Source organism: Pseudophaeobacter arcticus DSM 23566 (assembly GCF_000473205.1).
GTDB classification, from domain to species: Bacteria; Pseudomonadota; Alphaproteobacteria; order Rhodobacterales; family Rhodobacteraceae; genus Pseudophaeobacter; species Pseudophaeobacter arcticus.
Window position 1 is genome coordinate 73639 of record NZ_AXBF01000005.1, and the last position, 15115, is coordinate 88753.

The following is a 15115-nucleotide window of genomic DNA, read 5'->3' on the forward strand; positions in this document are numbered from 1 at the left end:
TCCAGTGATGGGAGACATCTTGCGCCCGCCCTCGCCAAGGCTGATCGAAGAGGGGGTCGGTCCTCATTGGACAGCGCCCTCACCGCAGGGTGCGCCTAAGGCGCCCTTTCGGACAGGCCTTTGTCGCTAATCCGCTGACGTAGATTTTTGCGCGCCCTTGGCGGATCGACAAAACACACCGCGTTCGATCTGTTGTCCTGCCTCGGCCAAAGCCGCCGCCACGCGTTTCAGGCTATCATCATCATGCTGGCCGGCGATGCTGATGCTGCTCATGCCGATCTGCGGCACACCGCCGGCATCGCGAGCCAGCGCCGCCACGACATCAAGCCCCCTGAACAATTGGCCGCGATCCTGCGCCGTCCCGGTTTCGCGCGCGGCGACCACATCGCGCCAGTAATTATCGAAACCCGGTTCATCCTGCCAACGTACAGTTGCGTAACCCTCTTGTGTGGCGGCCTTATCAAGTCCCACCGCCGCCGCATAACAACGCCCGATAGCCCCCGCAAATACCGGCAGGCGACTGTTGCGCGCGATAGCCGCCTGCACGATATTGGGCGCCGTAAAACGGTCAATCAACACAACGCGTTGGTTTGACGTGATCTGCCAAAGGCCAATCACCACCTCATATTCCTGCGCAAGGGCCGTCATCGTTGGCCGGATAAGATCAAACGGATTCGCGCCCAAAAGCGGCGCGGCGAATTCCATAAGCCCCATCCCCACTGTGTAGGTTTTGGTGTCAGGATCAAAACCGAGAAGGCCTTCGTTGTGCAAGGTGCGTAAAATGTTAAAGGCCGAAGACACATTCAAACCGGTTTCGCGCGCAATCTGCGTCGCCCCCATCGGACGGCCCGCCGCAGCCAGAAGCCGCAGGATGCGTATGGCATTTTGCACCGCAGGCACAAGTTTCTGACTCGCTTCGATCGTCACAATATTCCCCTGATAGAATTACATTTACTATACAGAATATTCCTGATACCTCAAGTGACATCTGACGTAGGTTTGAGGAGACAACCAGAATGGCAACAGGTGTGGACAGTGACGTTTTCGAGCAGCTTGTGACAACCGTCGACCGCTTCGCCCGTGAACGTCTGATCCCGGCGGAACGCCGCGTTGAAGACGAAGACGATATTCCCGAAGAAATCGTCGCCGAGATGAAGGAAATGGGCCTCTTCGGCCTGTCCACCCCCGAAGACTTCGGTGGCATCGGCATCAATGTTCCGCAAGAAGCACGGCTGATCGAAACGCTATGCTATGCCTCGCTGACCTTTCGCTCTTTGATTGGCACCAATGTGGGCATCGGCTCGCAAGGGATCGTGATGGACGGCACCCTTGAGCAGAAACAACAATGGCTGCCGGGTGTTGCGAGCGGCGATATCATCGCATCTTTTGCTCTGACGGAACCTGATAACGGCTCGGATGCAGGCGGCATTCGCACCTCGGCCCGCCGTGACGGGTCGGATTTTATCATCAACGGGACCAAGCGATATATCACCAACGCGGTGCGGGCCGGGGTCTTTACCGTCTTTGCGCGCACCGATCCCGATACGCCCGGCGCAGAGGGTGTTTCGGCCTTCATCGTTCCGGCGGACACCCCCGGCATCACCGTCGCCACACCGGACCGCAAGTTGGGTCAGCGCGGGACCAAAACTTCGGATGTGATTTTCGAAGACGTTCGTGTGCCAGAAACCGCAATCCTTGGCGGCCCCGAACGATTGAATCTGGGGTTCCGGACCGCGATGAAGGTGCTGGACCGCGGACGCATTCATGTCGGCGCCATGGCCGTTGGCCAAAGCCAGCGCATGTTGGACATCGCCACCGACTATGCATTGGAGCGCAAGCAGTTCGGCAAACCGATTGGTGAACACCAATTGGTACAGGGCCTCTTGGCCGATTGTCAGGCGGACCTCCATGCGGCCCGTGCATTGGTGCGCGCCACGGCAGAAACCTTTGACCGCGATGGGAAGGCCATTCTTGAGGCCTCCTGCACCAAATATTTTTGCACCGAGGCGGCGGGCCGTATCGCAGACCGCGCGTTGCAGGTACACGGCGGCGCCGGATATATGGCCGAATATGATATCGAACGGCTGTACCGCGATATCCGGTTGCTGCGAATTTACGAAGGGACGAGTCAAATCCAACAGCTTGTCATCGCGCGCCGCACCTTGGCGCAAAGGGCGGGTTGATCATGGCGCGCCCAACGACACGCAGCCTGGAAGACATGCCGGCACCTTCGAATTTCTCAAATCTTCTGGGCATCGAGGTTGTGCGCTGCACCCCCGAGGAAGTGATCTGCCACATGACGGTCACGCCCGAAATGTCGAATCGCAACGGCGTCTTGCATGGTGGGGCATTGATGACGCTATCCGATACCGCAGCGGGCACATTGGCCTTTATCAACAGCGCGGCCGAATTTTCAAACACCACCGTCGAGGCCAAGACAAATTTCATGCGCCCGGTGCACGTCGGCGATACGCTGGTCGCACATAGCGTGCCGTTGCATGTCGGGCGCACGACGCTGGTGCTGCAGGTCACGATGACACGTGGCGACGGTAAAGTCGCTGGCGTGACCTCTCAGACGCATTTGCTTCTGGGGTGGAAGGACGAAAAATAAGGGGGAGACAACATGACCACATCTGACATGACCGAACTGGGACCGCAGGCCGCCTATGAGGCCCATCTGGCGGCGGGCCGTTTCATGATTCAGCACGCCAAGAGCACCGGTGAATACCTGTTCTGGCCACGGGTGGTGACCCCCTCGGGTGCAATGGATCTGGAATGGGTGGCCGCCAAAGGCACCGGCACGCTTTATGCGATTACTGTCAACCGGGCCCGCAGCGGATCGCACAATATCGCGCTTATCGAATTGGACGAAGGCGTGCGCATGATGTCCACACTCCCCGACGTAGAAACCGCCGCCATCGGCGCGCGCGTCAAGGCGCGCATCGAAGCATCCGAAAGTGGCCCGCGGGTCGTCTTTGACCTGCTACAGGAGCGCACAGCATGAGCCATAAAGATATCCGCGGAAAATCCGCAATCGTTGGCATGGCGATGGCCGGTGTCGGGGCCGCGCCCGGATTTTCCGCAATCGAACTTTTGGGACAGGCCGCCGTGGCCGCCGTCAATGACGCGGGACTGGCGCTTTCAGATATTGATGGCGTGTTCGCAGCAACCAGCAGCCATGCCTTTCCAACCATGAGCGTTGTGGAGCATCTGGGCTTGAAACCCACGTTCTTTGAAGCCACCAATGTCGGTGGCTCCAGTTTCGAGCTGCACCTGTTGCAGGCGACATTGGCGTTGCAGGCCGGCCTGTGTAATGCGGCCCTGGTCTGCTATGGTTCGAACCAACGCACCGCCGGCGGACGGCTTGTGTCGATGAGCGAACCGCAATGGCACGAAACGCCTTACAATCCGCGCCATCCCATTACCGCATACGCCTTGGCCACCAGCCGCCACATGGCGGAGTATGGCACGACCCGGGAACAGCTTGCCGATGTGACCTTGGCGGCGCGTGGTTGGGCCAATCTGAACCCCGATGCTTTTGCCCGTGGTCCGCTAACAAAGGATGAGGTTCTATCGTCGCGGATGATCTCCGATCCGCTGACGAAGGCAGATTGCTGTCTGGTGACCGATGGCGCGGCGGCTGTTGTATTGGTCCGTGCGGATCGCGCCAAGGATCTCTCGGCCAAGCCTGTGTATTTTCTTGGCGCGGGCGCTGCGAATTATCACCGGTCAATCGTGGCGATGCCGGATCTGACCACAACCGCCGCCGCCGACAGCGGCCCACGCGCATTGAAAATGGCCGGGGTCACACGTGCGGATCTGGATCTGGTGATGCTCTATGACGCTTTTACCATTAACACGATCCTCTTTCTTGAGGATCTCGGCTTTTGCCCCAAAGGTGAGGGCGGCCGGTTTGTCGAAGACGGCCGCATCGCGCCAGGCGGTGATTTGGCCGTGAATACCAATGGCGGCGGGCTGTCCTGTGTGCATCCGGGCATGTACGGATTGTTCCTGATTACCGAGGCCGTCGCCCAAATTCGCGGCGAAGCCGGAGAGCGCCAGATCGACAGCTGTGATCTGGCGCTGTGTCATGGCAATGGCGGCACGCTCTCGAGCCAATGCACGGCCATTTTGGGATCGGAGGCCACACTATGACCAGTCTTCCACATATTGATAATTTGATTGCGCCTCGCTCCGTTGCCGTGATCGGTGCCTCGGATGATGTCACACGCATTGGCGGACGACCGATCGCCGCGATGCTCAAGGCGGGCTATCAGGGCCGTATTTTGCCCGTCAATCCGAAACGCGACACTGTGCAGGGCCTGCGCTGCTATAGCAGCGTAGACGATTTGCCCGAAGTGCCCGATGCGGCGCTGATCGCGGTGCCCGCCAAACTGGTGGCCGAAACGATTGAGGCGCTTGGGCGCAAAGGTTGCACCGCAGCCACGCTGTTTTCCGCCGGCTTTGCCGAGGTCGGCGCCGAAGGCGAAGCCGCACAGCGTGAACTTGTCGAACTTGCCCGCGAACACGGTATGCGCCTTCTGGGTCCGAACACGCTGGGGGTCTATAATGTAGATATCGGGTATTACGGGACATTTTCTTCGTCTCTGGATACGGGCCACCCGTTTCCCGGCAACATCGGAATCGCAAGCCAGTCCGGTGCGTTTGGGGCGCATCTCGGGGCGCTGGCGCGGGATCGGGGGCTGGGCTGTTCGATATTGATCACCACCGGCAACGAAGCCGATATCACCGTCGCCGAAGCCATTCGATGGATGGCCGAAAGCGACACCACCGATGTGATCTGCGCCTATATGGAAGCGATCAATGATGCGCCCGCTCTGTTGGCGGCGCTCGATGCCGCACGCGCGGCAGGCAAACCCGTGCTCGCGTTGAAATCCGGACGTTCGGCCGTAGGCGCACGCGCCGCCGCATCGCATACCGCATCGTTGACAGGTGATGCCGTGGTGGCAGATGCTGTTCTCTCCGATCACGGTGCGATTATCCTGCGCGATCCCGAAACGATGATGGATATTGCCTATGCGGCCTCCAAGAAGGTCTTCCCGGCGCACCATTCTTTGGGCGTCATCACCGTCAGTGGCGGGGCGGGTATCGTCGCCAGCGACGAGGCAGAACGCGTTGGCCTTCCGATGCCCCCCATGCCCGACGCCGCGCAGGCCAAGTTGAAGGCTCTGCTGCCCTATGCCTCGCCGGTCAATCCGCTGGACTGTACGGCGCAGGCGCTGAACGATCCTTCGCTTCTGGAAAGTTTCACACAGGCCGCTCTGGAAGAGGGTGGATATGGCGCAGTGCTGTGTTTCCTGACCTATGTCGCCGGCAGTGATGCAATGTCCGAAGTGATCCTCAAGGCGATGGTGCCGCTGCGCCGCGCCTATCCCGATCGCATCATCGCCTTTTGTGCCTTGGGCGATCCCGAGATTCTGCGCCAATACGATGACGCGGGCATCCTGATTTTCAATGACCCGTGTCGCGCGGTGCGCGCGCTTGATGCAATATTGAGGCTCGGCGGCGCGCGGAACAAAGATGCCCGACCTGCGCTGCCATCGCATGGACCGGTGATCTTGCCCGCAACAAGCCCCGACGAAGCCCAAGCCAAAACACTCCTCACCACCGCCGGCATTTGCGCCGCCCCCGAACAGGCCGTCAGCAGCGCCGAAGAGGCGGTGACAGCCGCCGCCGCCTTTGGATATCCGGTGGTGATGAAAATCCTGTCGCCGGAGATTGTGCACAAATCCGATATCGGCGCTGTCAAATTGGACATTCAGGATGCGAAGGCCGTGCGCACCGCCTATGACGACATTTTGGCAGCGGCGGCCAAGCACGCGCCAGAGGCCACAGTCACCGGCGTACTTGTGGCCAAGCAACTGTCGGGCGGTGTGGAATGTCTGATGGGGATTAACCGCGACCCAACCTTTGGGCCCGTGGCCGTATTCGGGCTTGGCGGTATTTTTGTCGAACTGCTGAATGATGTGGCTGTACGGGCTTGCCCGTTTGATCCCGAAACCGCCCGCGACATGATCTTGTCGATCCGCAGCGCCGCCATTCTGCAAGGGGCGCGCGGGACACCGCCGGCAGATATTGATGCGCTGTCACATATGCTGTCGCGCCTGTCGGCCTTTGCCGCCAGTGCGGGAGAGCGTCTTGCCTCCGTCGATCTCAATCCGGTTCTGGCCATGCCAAGCGGGCAGGGCGCCTACGCTCTGGATGCGGTTATTGAACTGACCCCTCACGAGGACCCTTGATGGCCATTGACTATGATCATCTGATGCATGTCGAGATCCCGGACGTGCGGCAAACCTACGGGCCGGCGGAAGTGGGGCTTTATGGTCTTTCTGTCGGCCTCGGACAGGATCCGATGGACCTGCGCCAGATGTCATATGTCGGTGCGCTTGCACATGATCAACCTGCGATACCCGCCATCGCCAACATATTGGGCCATCCGGGATTTTGGATGAGCAAGCCGGAAACGGGCGTCAACGCGCTTAAGCCTATGCATGGCGAAGAGGGCATGACGATCCACAACCGCATTCACGCCAAAGGTGCCGGGGCGGCCAAGACCCGCGTGACGGGCCTTATCGACAAAGGCGCCGGAAAAGATGCCTTGCGCTATTCCGAGAAAGACCTGCACGACGCCGGCACCGGTGTGCATCTGGCCACGTGCCGGGGGACCACATTTTTGCGTGGGGAGGGTGGGTTTGGCGGCCCCAGCGGGCCGTTAAAAACCCCACATCCTCTCCCTGAAACTGCGCCGGATCATGTTTTTGAAACTCCCACGCGACCAGAGCAAGCCTTGCTCTATCGTTGGAACGGTGATCCCAATCCGTTGCATCTTGACCCGCGCGCCGTGCATGAGGCAGGCTTCGAACGACCCATTTTGCACGGTCTATGCAGCTTTGAATGCGCCGCCCATGCGCTGCTTGCGGTTTTATGCGACTATGATGACACGGCATTTGGGTCAATGGATGCACGGTTCACCGCGCATGTATTCCCCGGCGAAACGCTGCGGACCGAAATTTGGCAAGACGGATCATTCCGCACCCGCGCCATTGAGCGCGGTAAAATCGTCATTGGCAATGAGTTGTTCCGGCACAGGAGTGCAAAATGAGCGTCACAACAGAGCATCACGACGATGGCCTTTTGATCATCACACTCAATGACCCCGAGCGCCGCAATCCCATCGGGCATGAACGACGCAAAGCGCTACGGGCCCGGCTGTCGGAGGCCGAAGCAGACCCCGCCGTGCGCGCCGTCGTATTAACCGGCGCGGGCGGGCATTTTTCAGCCGGCGGGGATGTGCGTGAGCAAAAAGACCGCAGCATCTGCGAACATCGTGAACGGTTTGCCCTGATCAAGGATTTGGTCGGCCGGATGGCCCGGTTTTCAAAACCACTTGTTGCAGGGGTCGAAGGATGGGCCGCCGGGGGCGGTTTTTCACTGGCACTGGCGTGCCCGACGGTGGTCGCCTCGCGGAATGCCCGATTTGTCGCCAGTTTTACCAAGGTCGGGCTGATGCCTGATATGGGGTTATTTGCCACCCTTCCGGCGCGGGTCGGTCCCGCACGCGCGCGGCGATTGTTGCTGACCGGCCGTGTGATCGATGCCCCCGAAGCGTTGACATTGGGCGTGGTCGATGAATTGACCGACCCCGGCGATGCCGCGCGCTTGGCCGGGGTGCTGGCGCTTGAGGAAGCCAAAACGGCGCCGCTGCCGCGTCAATTTATTGTGGACTGGTTTGCCCGTGATCTCGGTGCGGCGCTTGATTATGAGCAAACGCTTCAGCCCGCTTTGGTGAACAGCTCCGATGCCGCCGAAGGTCGGGCTGCCTTTGCCGAAAAGAGGCCACCCAGATTTCGCGGATGTTGACCAAGGATCACACCAATGCACCCGCACCCTCCCATCCGGTTTTACAGACCGGCAGGATGGTGCTGCTGCGGGGGCTGTTGGCCTTCGTCATGCTGGTGGCGGTTGTGCTTATCTTTGCCGATGCAAAGGGGCTGACATTGGCCGGAATGGCGGCTTTGGGGCTGTACCTGATTTTGACCCTGCGCCAGTTCAGTGCTGGCACCTGGGTGCCGGTCCTGCTGTCTCTTTTGACCCTGATCGTTGCATTGTTTCGCGGAGTGCCTGCTGCCGTTCTGTGGCAAGCCTCCGACCGCATGCTTTTCCTATCGGCCTTGATCGCGTTTCTGGGCACATTGCGGTCGTCCGCCGCATTGGCGCCCGAAGTGCACCGCGCCGGTCAATATGTGACAAATCAACCGGCCTCACGCCGGTATCTGGCAATGACCTTTGGCGGGCATCTTTTTGGTGTGCTGATCAATTTCGGCGGGCTTGCGGTGCTACTGGATATGGCCAAACGCGCGATATCCACCGAAGCCGCCGCACAAATGACCCAAGAGGCCCGGAACCTGCGTGAAAAACGCATGACCTTGGCGGTGATCCGGGGGTTTTCGCTGATTGCGCTCTGGTCGCCTTTCGGGTTTGCCACCAATGCCATCCTGATCACCTTGCCCGGTATTTCCTATTTCGATTTCGGGCCGATCGGGTTTGCGATGTCTTTCGTATTCATCGCCGTCGGCTGGAGCATGGATCGATGGGAGGGGCGGCGGTATCGGCGCATGGGCCTTCCGCCGCCAAGCCCCCCGCCCAGAAGTTGGGCCGGGGCGGCGTTGCTGTTGTGCCATGTGGGGGCTTTGGGGGCGGCGGTGTTCATCGTGCATGACCTCAGCCGCCTTAATTTTCAGCAAGCCCTGATCCTTGTGGTGCCCTGTTATTCAATCTTTTGGGCCGCCATAGCGACACGGCGCACGCCGGGCGGATCGGTCGCCGGTGTCAAGACCGCCACCCGCACAAGCTGGCAACGGCTGTCCGGGGTCGGCGGTGAAATCGGGGTCTTCGCATCGGCCGGATTTTTGCCGGTTGTCTTATTGGCGTTGATCCCGTCCGAAGCCTTACGCGATGCCATTGCCGCACTTGGGTTTGGCCCACTCATATTGGCGTTGGGATTGCTGCTGATGATGGTGGTGATCGGGCTTCTTGGGGTGAACCCGATTGTGGTGGGCTCGGTTCTGGGAACCATCGCCACACAGTTGGAGGTTCCGGGACTCAACGACACGATTATTGCCTTAGCAATCAGCGGGGGATGGGCGGCTGTGATGGGGTTTTCGCCTTTCATAACCACCGTCATCATCGGGGCGGCCATAATGGGGCGCTCACCCGCACGTCTTGGCCTGTTCTGGAACGGGCCTTACTGTATCGCGATCCTGGCGGTATGGGCCGTGCTGCTGACCGCGCTGATACAAACCGGCCTGATCTAAAAAATTTAGCGGTGCACATGGATCCGCAAAGTCAACGCCCGCACCATCCGCCGGATGTGAAAATCATATCTGTGTAAAATCTCCAAACCACATTTCAGACCAAGATCGGATGGCACAGCCGTCACAGGGTGACGCCCGGCCATTGTCCCGATGCAACCATCTTATGCACTTCAGCGATCAGGAAATCGGCAAAGCTGCTGGTCAAACGCGAACCGGGGCGGTTCAACGGCGTCATCAAAACCAATGTGCGGTCGATGCTGCGCCTCTCGATCGGACGTGCAATCAACCGTCCTACACGCACCTGATTGATCACGCTGACCAGAGGCAGGATCGTGCTGCCCAAACCTCGCTCCACAAAGGCGAGCATGGTTGGCAATATGTCAACTTCCAGGATCACGTTCAGGTCGATCTGTGCGTCGCTGGCGATGTTTTCGATACATCCGCGCAACCCGTGTTCGCGATTGGGCAAAATCAGATCCTGCTTCAATGCCTCACCGGAACGGATTGGAACGCCATCATCCGCCGATGCGTGTTGAGCAGATTGAACCAAGAAAAGCTTTTCTATAATAATAGGTTGCAATGTAATTGCAGGGGGTCTTTGCCCCTCATACGCCACCCCGAGATCAATCTTGTCGCGCACAAGCCAGTCCTGCACATGGCCACTAAAACCGGAAATGACCCGCAGGTTCACATCCGGATAGACGTGCAACGCCTGTTCAATCAAATGCGTCGCCAAAATTTCCGCGACGGTCGGGGGCAGGCCAAGCGTCACCGTGCCCGAAAGGGGCGCAAGGTTGCCCGAAATTTCGCCCGCTAAATCCTCGACATCTTCCAAAATAACCTTGGCCCGGCGCGCCAATCTGATGCCTTCTTCTGTCGGCATCACCCCACGGCCGTGGCGCCGCAACAGCTGCACATTCAATTCTGTCTCTAACGATTTGACCTGTCGGCTGAGCACAGGTTGCGCAATGTTCAAACGCTCTGCGGCGGCGGTGATGCTGCTCAGCTCAACCACATGGATAAAATTACGAAGTTGGCGAAAGTCCATTCATACCTCATTGGTATAGCTGATATATCTATAATACACTTGCAACATGGCTTCCATATCATGCACTGTTTACTTCAAGGAACGTCTTTGTCCGGTGTCTTGGTGTTTTCATATACACCACAGCGCCGCCGCCGGTGGAGGATCGGCGGTTCGAGACGCTTCCATTTGACAGGGAGAGCTACATGAAAACCAGAACGCATATTGCAGCTGCCGTTAGCGGCTTGATGACACTATCGGCCTTTTCGGCCTCGGCGCAGGACCTGCCGGATACCATGATCTGGACGTCCTATGACGTTGGGTCGGCCGGTTACGCCGAAGCCTCGGCCATCGCGGACGCCTTTGGCAAGAAATTCGGCACCCGCGTGCGGATACAACCTTCCGGCAGCGGGATCGGGCGGCTTCAACCCTTGCTTCAGGGGCGCGCCGATTACGCATTTCTCGCCACCGAAGCTTTCTTCCTTTCCGAAGGCGCCTATGACTTTGCAACGCCTGACTGGGGACCAAAAGAGCTGCGTGCCATTGCCGGACGTCCGGCAGGCCTCACTTTGGTTGCGGCGGCGGACGCCGGAATTGAAACCGTGGCCGATGCACGCGGAAAACGCATTGCCTTTGTCGCCGGGAACCCCTCTGTGAACGTGAAATGTGAGGCGATCCTTGCCTTTGGCGGGCTGACGCTTGACGATGTCAAAGTGGTAACCTTCCCGACATATGCAGCCGCGATGTCGTCCATGACACGCAACGAGTCGGACGCAACCTGCACGACTCCGACCACCAGCCAGCTCTACGAACTGGCCGAAAGCCCGCGTGGCATTCATTACGCCCCGCTTGAAGCGGACAATGCGGAAGGTTGGAAACAGCTTTTGGAGGTTCTGCCAATCATGAGCCCCTCTAACGAGGATGTCGCCGCCGGTCTCGCCGAAGGCGAAGTCGCCAAAATGGGTGCCTATCGTTATCCGATCATCACCACGACCGTGGATAAATCGGCAGATGATGTTTATGCCTTTATCAAGGCTCTGGATGAAACCTATGATCTTTACAAAGATGGCACCGCCGCCATGAAACGGTGGGCGCTCGAAAGGTCCGGCAAACCGGCCATCGACGTACCCTTCCACGAAGGCGCCATCCGCTACCTGAAAGAAAAAGGGATCTGGACCGCCGAAGATGACGCCTGGAATGCAAAGCGTACCGAACGGATGGATGCGCTGATTGCCGCCTGGGCCGAATTCAAACCTCAGAATGCAGACATGTCCGAGGAAGAATTCGCCGCCGCTTGGATGGCCCGGCGCGCAGAGGTTGCTGCCAGCCTGAACTGAGCCGCGCGTTTTTGCTTCCCCCGGTGCGCTTGATCTGCCGCCGGGGGAATAAACATTGCCAGGTCGGGATTAAACAATGGTATCCGAAGACAAGAACGAGGCTCCGACCGCAGCACATGCGGCGGAGGTCAGTGCCGATGCACCGACCGGACAGCGCATAATGCGCGTGGCGGTCATGGGGCTTGGCGCCCTTGGCGTCGCTATGGCTATCAACCAACAGTTTCTTTTAAACATCCTCGGGTTTCAGCCCTTGGGAAACGCCTATCTGTATTACCTGATCGGGATTTTTCTCGCGATTGCCTTTCTCACCATGCCCGTCAGCAGATTGCACCCGCAGCGGCTTCAATGGCTGAACCCGGTTCTCGCAATTGCCGCATTGGTCAGTGCCGGATGGCTTGGGCGGCATGGGCTCGATATCATCCAACGCGGATGGGAATATGACGCGCCGCTGATGGCCGATGTGATGGCCTCAATCCTGATCATTCTGGTTCTTGAGGGCGTGCGCCGTGCAGGCGGTCCCATCCTTTTGTTCACCGCAATTCTATTTGGCACCTATCCGCTTTACGCCGGCTACATGCCGGGTTTTTTGTGGGGCACAGAATATTCGTTGATCGGGACAATACGGGCCCATGTGCTTGGGGTTGAATCCATCATTGGCATCCCGATGCAAGTGGTGGCCGAATTGGTCATTGGCTTTGTCATCTTCGGCTCGGTCTTGGTCATCACCAAGGGCAGCGATTTTTTCATGGAACTGGCGTCGGCCCTTCTTGGGCACAGCCGCGGCGGCCCCGCCAAAGTCGCGGTCATGGGGTCCGGCATTTTGGGATCTTTGTCAGGCAGCGTCATATCGAACATTCTGACATCAGGGCCATTTTCCATCCCGACAATGCGCCGCGTGGGTTACCCCGCCAGCTATGCCGCCGCGATTGAGGCCTGTGCCTCCACGGGGGCGACGCTGATGCCTCCCGTCATGGGGACTGTGGCGTTTGTCATGGCCTCGTTTTTGGGGGTGCAATATTCGACAATTGTGATTGCGGCGGTCATTCCGGCCTTGCTATTTTATGTGGCTTTGCTTTTGCAAGTGGATATGTATGCGGCCCGACGTGGGCTCAAAGGCCTGCCTCGCACCGAAATCCCCGCCATTTGGCCGGTGCTGAAATCCGGCTGGCCCTACCTGTTGAGCCTCGCGGTATTGATCTTTGTCCTGATGGGCCTGCGGATGGAGGCCCGTTCGCCTTACTACGCCTCCCTTGTCATGTTGATCGCCACCTCGTTCAAAAAAGAAACCCGGCTGTCGCTTCGCCGTGCGAAAGACCTGCTTCTGGATGTTTCTAAGAACATTGCGAGCCTTGTTGCGGTTCTGGCGGGGATCGGTCTTGTGGTCGGCGGGCTCTCCTACACCGGTGTGGCGGGCGCCTTCGCGCGAGAATTGCTTCTCTATGCCGGAGGCAACACCGCATTGATGCTGATTGCCGGGGCCGTGACCAGCTTTGTTCTTGGCATGGGGATGACTGTAACCGCCTGCTATATCTTCCTGTCGATCTTGCTTGCCCCCGCGTTGGTTCAAGCAGGCCTGAACCCGATCGCCAGTCACCTTTTCATTCTATATTGGGGCATGCTGTCCTACATCACCCCACCTGTTGCGCTCGCAGCGATCACAGCGGCCAATCTGGCCGGATCGCGCCCGATGCAAACCGGGTTCCATGCCATGCGCCTTGGAATGCCGCTGTTCGTGCTGCCGTTTATTTTCGTCTATGATCCGGCGTTGATCATGGATGGCACGTGGCCGCAGATCATCGAACGCATATCCCTGACATTGATCGCGATCTGGGCAGTCACTTCGGCTTTTGAAAGCTGGATCTACAAGGTCGGCAGGATCGGCACGGTCAGTCGCATTGCCTTTGGCGCCGGTGGTATTCTGATCATCTTCCCCGAACTGGCGACCAGCCTCATTGGCGGCGCGATCCTCACCGCCGTGATCGTGGTCAATTTGGGGATTGGACGCCGTAACAGCGCCACCGGAACCTAAGTCAGGAGATCTGCGAATGGACAAAAGCGCCCCCAATTTGCGCGATGCGGTCGCCCCAATCCCCGACGGCGCATCCGTGATGATCGGCGGATTTGGGTCCTCCGGCATACCCTTCGGTTTGATCGATGCTCTGCTGGAACAGGGGGCCACAGGATTGACCGTGATCTCGAACAACGCCGGTTCCGGCGAAACCGGGATTGCAAAACTTCTGAAGGCGGGGCGGTTGGCGAAAGTCATCTGCTCTTACCCGCGCACACCTGGATCAATCTGGTTCGAAAAACGGTACAAAGCCGGCGAAATCGGCCTTGAAGTGGTGCCTCAAGGCACGCTTGCCGAACGTATCCGCGCTGCGGGGGCAGGGTTGGGCGGTTTTCTCACACCGACAGGCTATGGAACGCTCCTCGCCGAGGGCAAGGAAACACGCATGATCGATGGTCGCGGTTACGTGCTTGAGGCGCCGCTGCATGCCGATTTCGCACTTTTGCGCGCGGAGAATGGCGACAAATATGGAAATTTGAACTTTCATGCGACAGCGCGCAATTTCAATCCCGTGATGGCAATGGCGGCCCGCCATGCCATTGCCGAAGTCCGGCACCTGTCCGAAACCCCACTGGAGCCCGAGCAGGTCGTAACACCGGGCATTTTTGTACAAAGCGTCGTGGAATACGGGGTCCGGCCATGAATTCACTGACAGATACGCAGCTCGCGGCGCGGGTCGCGCAAGACATTCCAGACGGCTCCTATGTCAATCTTGGCATCGGAAAGCCCGCGCATGTCGCCAGCCACGTCCCCGAAGGCCGCGAAGTGATCTACCATTCCGAAAACGGGATTTTAGGCGTCGGCCCGGTACCGCCCGCAGGCACCGAAGACCCCGAGCTGATCGACGCAAGCAAACGATATGTGACCGCCGCGCCCGGAGCCGCCTTTTTCGAACATTCCGACAGCTTTGCAATGATGCGCGGCGGGCATATAGATATTGCGGTTTTGGGGGCCTATCAGGTGGCAGAAAATGGCGATCTGGCCAATTGGGCAACGCTTGACGATTCATTTCCACCGGCCGTGGGCGGGGCAATGGACCTTGTCGCGGGGGTGCCAAAGATTCTGGTGATGATGCGGCATGTGAACCGCGACGGCAGCCCCAAAATTTTGAAAAAATGCACCTATCCATTGACCGGTCTGGGCGTGGTCAGCACGGTTTATACCGATCTTGCGGTGCTTGATGTGACGCCGGAGGGTTTCAAACTGGTGGAATTGGCACCGGGCAACAGTTTTGAAGAGGTTCAATCCCTGACTGACGCCGAGATCCTGACGTAAAGGAAAAGGGGCGAGCATGCGAAAGCCCAAAGACCGCCTGTCCGACAGGCCTGAAAGCGCGCTCAGGAGCGCCGGG

At 58.9% G+C, this 15115-nt stretch carries 14 protein-coding genes; 12 read left to right on the forward strand and 2 right to left on the reverse strand.

Annotated elements, in window-relative coordinates:
- Positions 1 to 126 precede the first annotated feature (126 nt).
- On the reverse strand, positions 127 to 927 hold the full coding sequence (locus tag ARCT_RS0101670; RefSeq protein WP_051360497.1) for an IclR family transcriptional regulator: 801 nt from the start codon (positions 925 to 927) through the stop codon (positions 127 to 129).
- 89 nt (positions 928 to 1016) lie between these two features.
- Between ARCT_RS0101670 and ARCT_RS0101675 the strand changes: the two genes are divergently transcribed.
- From ARCT_RS0101675 to ARCT_RS0101710, 8 genes are read left to right on the forward strand one after another with little or no spacing between them, the layout of a single operon-like run.
- Positions 1017 to 2183: an acyl-CoA dehydrogenase family protein gene (locus ARCT_RS0101675; protein WP_036783938.1), complete on the forward strand. Its 1167-nt coding sequence runs from the start codon at positions 1017 to 1019 to the stop codon at positions 2181 to 2183.
- Between the two features lie 2 nt (positions 2184 to 2185).
- On the forward strand, positions 2186 to 2611 hold the full coding sequence (locus ARCT_RS0101680) for a PaaI family thioesterase (protein WP_051360498.1): 426 nt from the start codon (positions 2186 to 2188) through the stop codon (positions 2609 to 2611).
- A 12-nt stretch (positions 2612 to 2623) separates the two neighbouring features.
- Entirely contained in the window at positions 2624 to 3004 is a 381-nt protein-coding gene (locus tag ARCT_RS0101685; RefSeq protein WP_027238563.1) for a Zn-ribbon domain-containing OB-fold protein, read from the forward strand.
- Positions 3001 to 4155, forward strand: a complete 1155-nt coding sequence (locus ARCT_RS0101690) for a thiolase (protein ID WP_027238564.1) — start codon at positions 3001 to 3003, stop codon at positions 4153 to 4155. The genes ARCT_RS0101685 and ARCT_RS0101690 overlap by 4 nt, the downstream gene beginning before the upstream one ends.
- Positions 4152 to 6260, forward strand: a complete 2109-nt coding sequence (locus ARCT_RS0101695) for an acetate--CoA ligase family protein (protein WP_027238565.1) — start codon at positions 4152 to 4154, stop codon at positions 6258 to 6260. The genes ARCT_RS0101690 and ARCT_RS0101695 overlap by 4 nt, the downstream gene beginning before the upstream one ends.
- On the forward strand, positions 6260 to 7123 hold the full coding sequence (locus ARCT_RS0101700; RefSeq protein ID WP_027238566.1) for a MaoC family dehydratase: 864 nt from the start codon (positions 6260 to 6262) through the stop codon (positions 7121 to 7123). The genes ARCT_RS0101695 and ARCT_RS0101700 overlap by 1 nt, the downstream gene beginning before the upstream one ends.
- A complete protein-coding gene (locus ARCT_RS0101705) occupies positions 7120 to 7881 on the forward strand; it encodes an enoyl-CoA hydratase/isomerase family protein (protein ID WP_027238567.1) in 762 nt (253 codons plus the stop codon). Before ARCT_RS0101700 ends, ARCT_RS0101705 begins: the two co-directional genes overlap by 4 nt.
- Positions 7878 to 9335, forward strand: a complete 1458-nt coding sequence (locus ARCT_RS0101710; protein WP_161631280.1) for a hypothetical protein — start codon at positions 7878 to 7880, stop codon at positions 9333 to 9335. The genes ARCT_RS0101705 and ARCT_RS0101710 overlap by 4 nt, the downstream gene beginning before the upstream one ends.
- 121 nt (positions 9336 to 9456) lie before the next feature.
- Here the strand turns inward: ARCT_RS0101710 and ARCT_RS25110 are convergent, their stop codons facing one another.
- A complete protein-coding gene (locus ARCT_RS25110; RefSeq protein WP_051360500.1) occupies positions 9457 to 10383 on the reverse strand; it encodes a LysR family transcriptional regulator in 927 nt (308 codons plus the stop codon).
- A 182-nt stretch (positions 10384 to 10565) separates the two neighbouring features.
- Between ARCT_RS25110 and ARCT_RS0101720 the strand changes: the two genes are divergently transcribed.
- The 4 genes from ARCT_RS0101720 to ARCT_RS0101735 all read left to right on the forward strand — a co-directional run bounded on the left by ARCT_RS0101720 (position 10566) and on the right by ARCT_RS0101735 (position 15039).
- Positions 10566 to 11696 (forward strand): TAXI family TRAP transporter solute-binding subunit, encoded by a 1131-nt coding sequence (locus ARCT_RS0101720; RefSeq protein ID WP_027238569.1) that lies wholly within the window; start codon positions 10566 to 10568, stop codon positions 11694 to 11696.
- Positions 11697 to 11772: 76 nt separating this feature from the next.
- On the forward strand, positions 11773 to 13725 hold the full coding sequence (locus ARCT_RS25115; RefSeq protein WP_205855506.1) for a TRAP transporter permease: 1953 nt from the start codon (positions 11773 to 11775) through the stop codon (positions 13723 to 13725).
- 16 nt (positions 13726 to 13741) lie between these two features.
- A complete protein-coding gene (locus ARCT_RS0101730) occupies positions 13742 to 14407 on the forward strand; it encodes a 3-oxoacid CoA-transferase subunit A (RefSeq protein WP_027238570.1) in 666 nt (221 codons plus the stop codon).
- Entirely contained in the window at positions 14404 to 15039 is a 636-nt protein-coding gene (locus tag ARCT_RS0101735) for a 3-oxoacid CoA-transferase subunit B (RefSeq protein WP_027238571.1), read from the forward strand. The genes ARCT_RS0101730 and ARCT_RS0101735 overlap by 4 nt, the downstream gene beginning before the upstream one ends.
- Positions 15040 to 15115 lie beyond the last annotated feature (76 nt).

Coding starts and splice junctions, on each gene's coding strand:
- ARCT_RS0101680 (WP_051360498.1), top strand. CDS start 2,186: ATGGCGCGCCCAACGACACGCAGCCTGGAAGACATGCCGGCACCTTCG.
- ARCT_RS0101700 (WP_027238566.1), top strand. CDS start 6,260: ATGGCCATTGACTATGATCATCTGATGCATGTCGAGATCCCGGACGTG.
- ARCT_RS0101690 (WP_027238564.1), top strand. CDS start 3,001: ATGAGCCATAAAGATATCCGCGGAAAATCCGCAATCGTTGGCATGGCG.
- ARCT_RS25115 (WP_205855506.1), top strand. CDS start 11,773: ATGGTATCCGAAGACAAGAACGAGGCTCCGACCGCAGCACATGCGGCG.
- ARCT_RS0101685 (WP_027238563.1), top strand. CDS start 2,624: ATGACCACATCTGACATGACCGAACTGGGACCGCAGGCCGCCTATGAG.
- ARCT_RS0101675 (WP_036783938.1), top strand. CDS start 1,017: ATGGCAACAGGTGTGGACAGTGACGTTTTCGAGCAGCTTGTGACAACC.
- ARCT_RS0101735 (WP_027238571.1), top strand. CDS start 14,404: ATGAATTCACTGACAGATACGCAGCTCGCGGCGCGGGTCGCGCAAGAC.
- ARCT_RS0101730 (WP_027238570.1), top strand. CDS start 13,742: ATGGACAAAAGCGCCCCCAATTTGCGCGATGCGGTCGCCCCAATCCCC.
- ARCT_RS0101720 (WP_027238569.1), top strand. CDS start 10,566: ATGAAAACCAGAACGCATATTGCAGCTGCCGTTAGCGGCTTGATGACA.
- ARCT_RS0101705 (WP_027238567.1), top strand. CDS start 7,120: ATGAGCGTCACAACAGAGCATCACGACGATGGCCTTTTGATCATCACA.
- ARCT_RS25110 (WP_051360500.1), bottom strand. CDS start 10,383: ATGGACTTTCGCCAACTTCGTAATTTTATCCATGTGGTTGAGCTGAGC.
- ARCT_RS0101695 (WP_027238565.1), top strand. CDS start 4,152: ATGACCAGTCTTCCACATATTGATAATTTGATTGCGCCTCGCTCCGTT.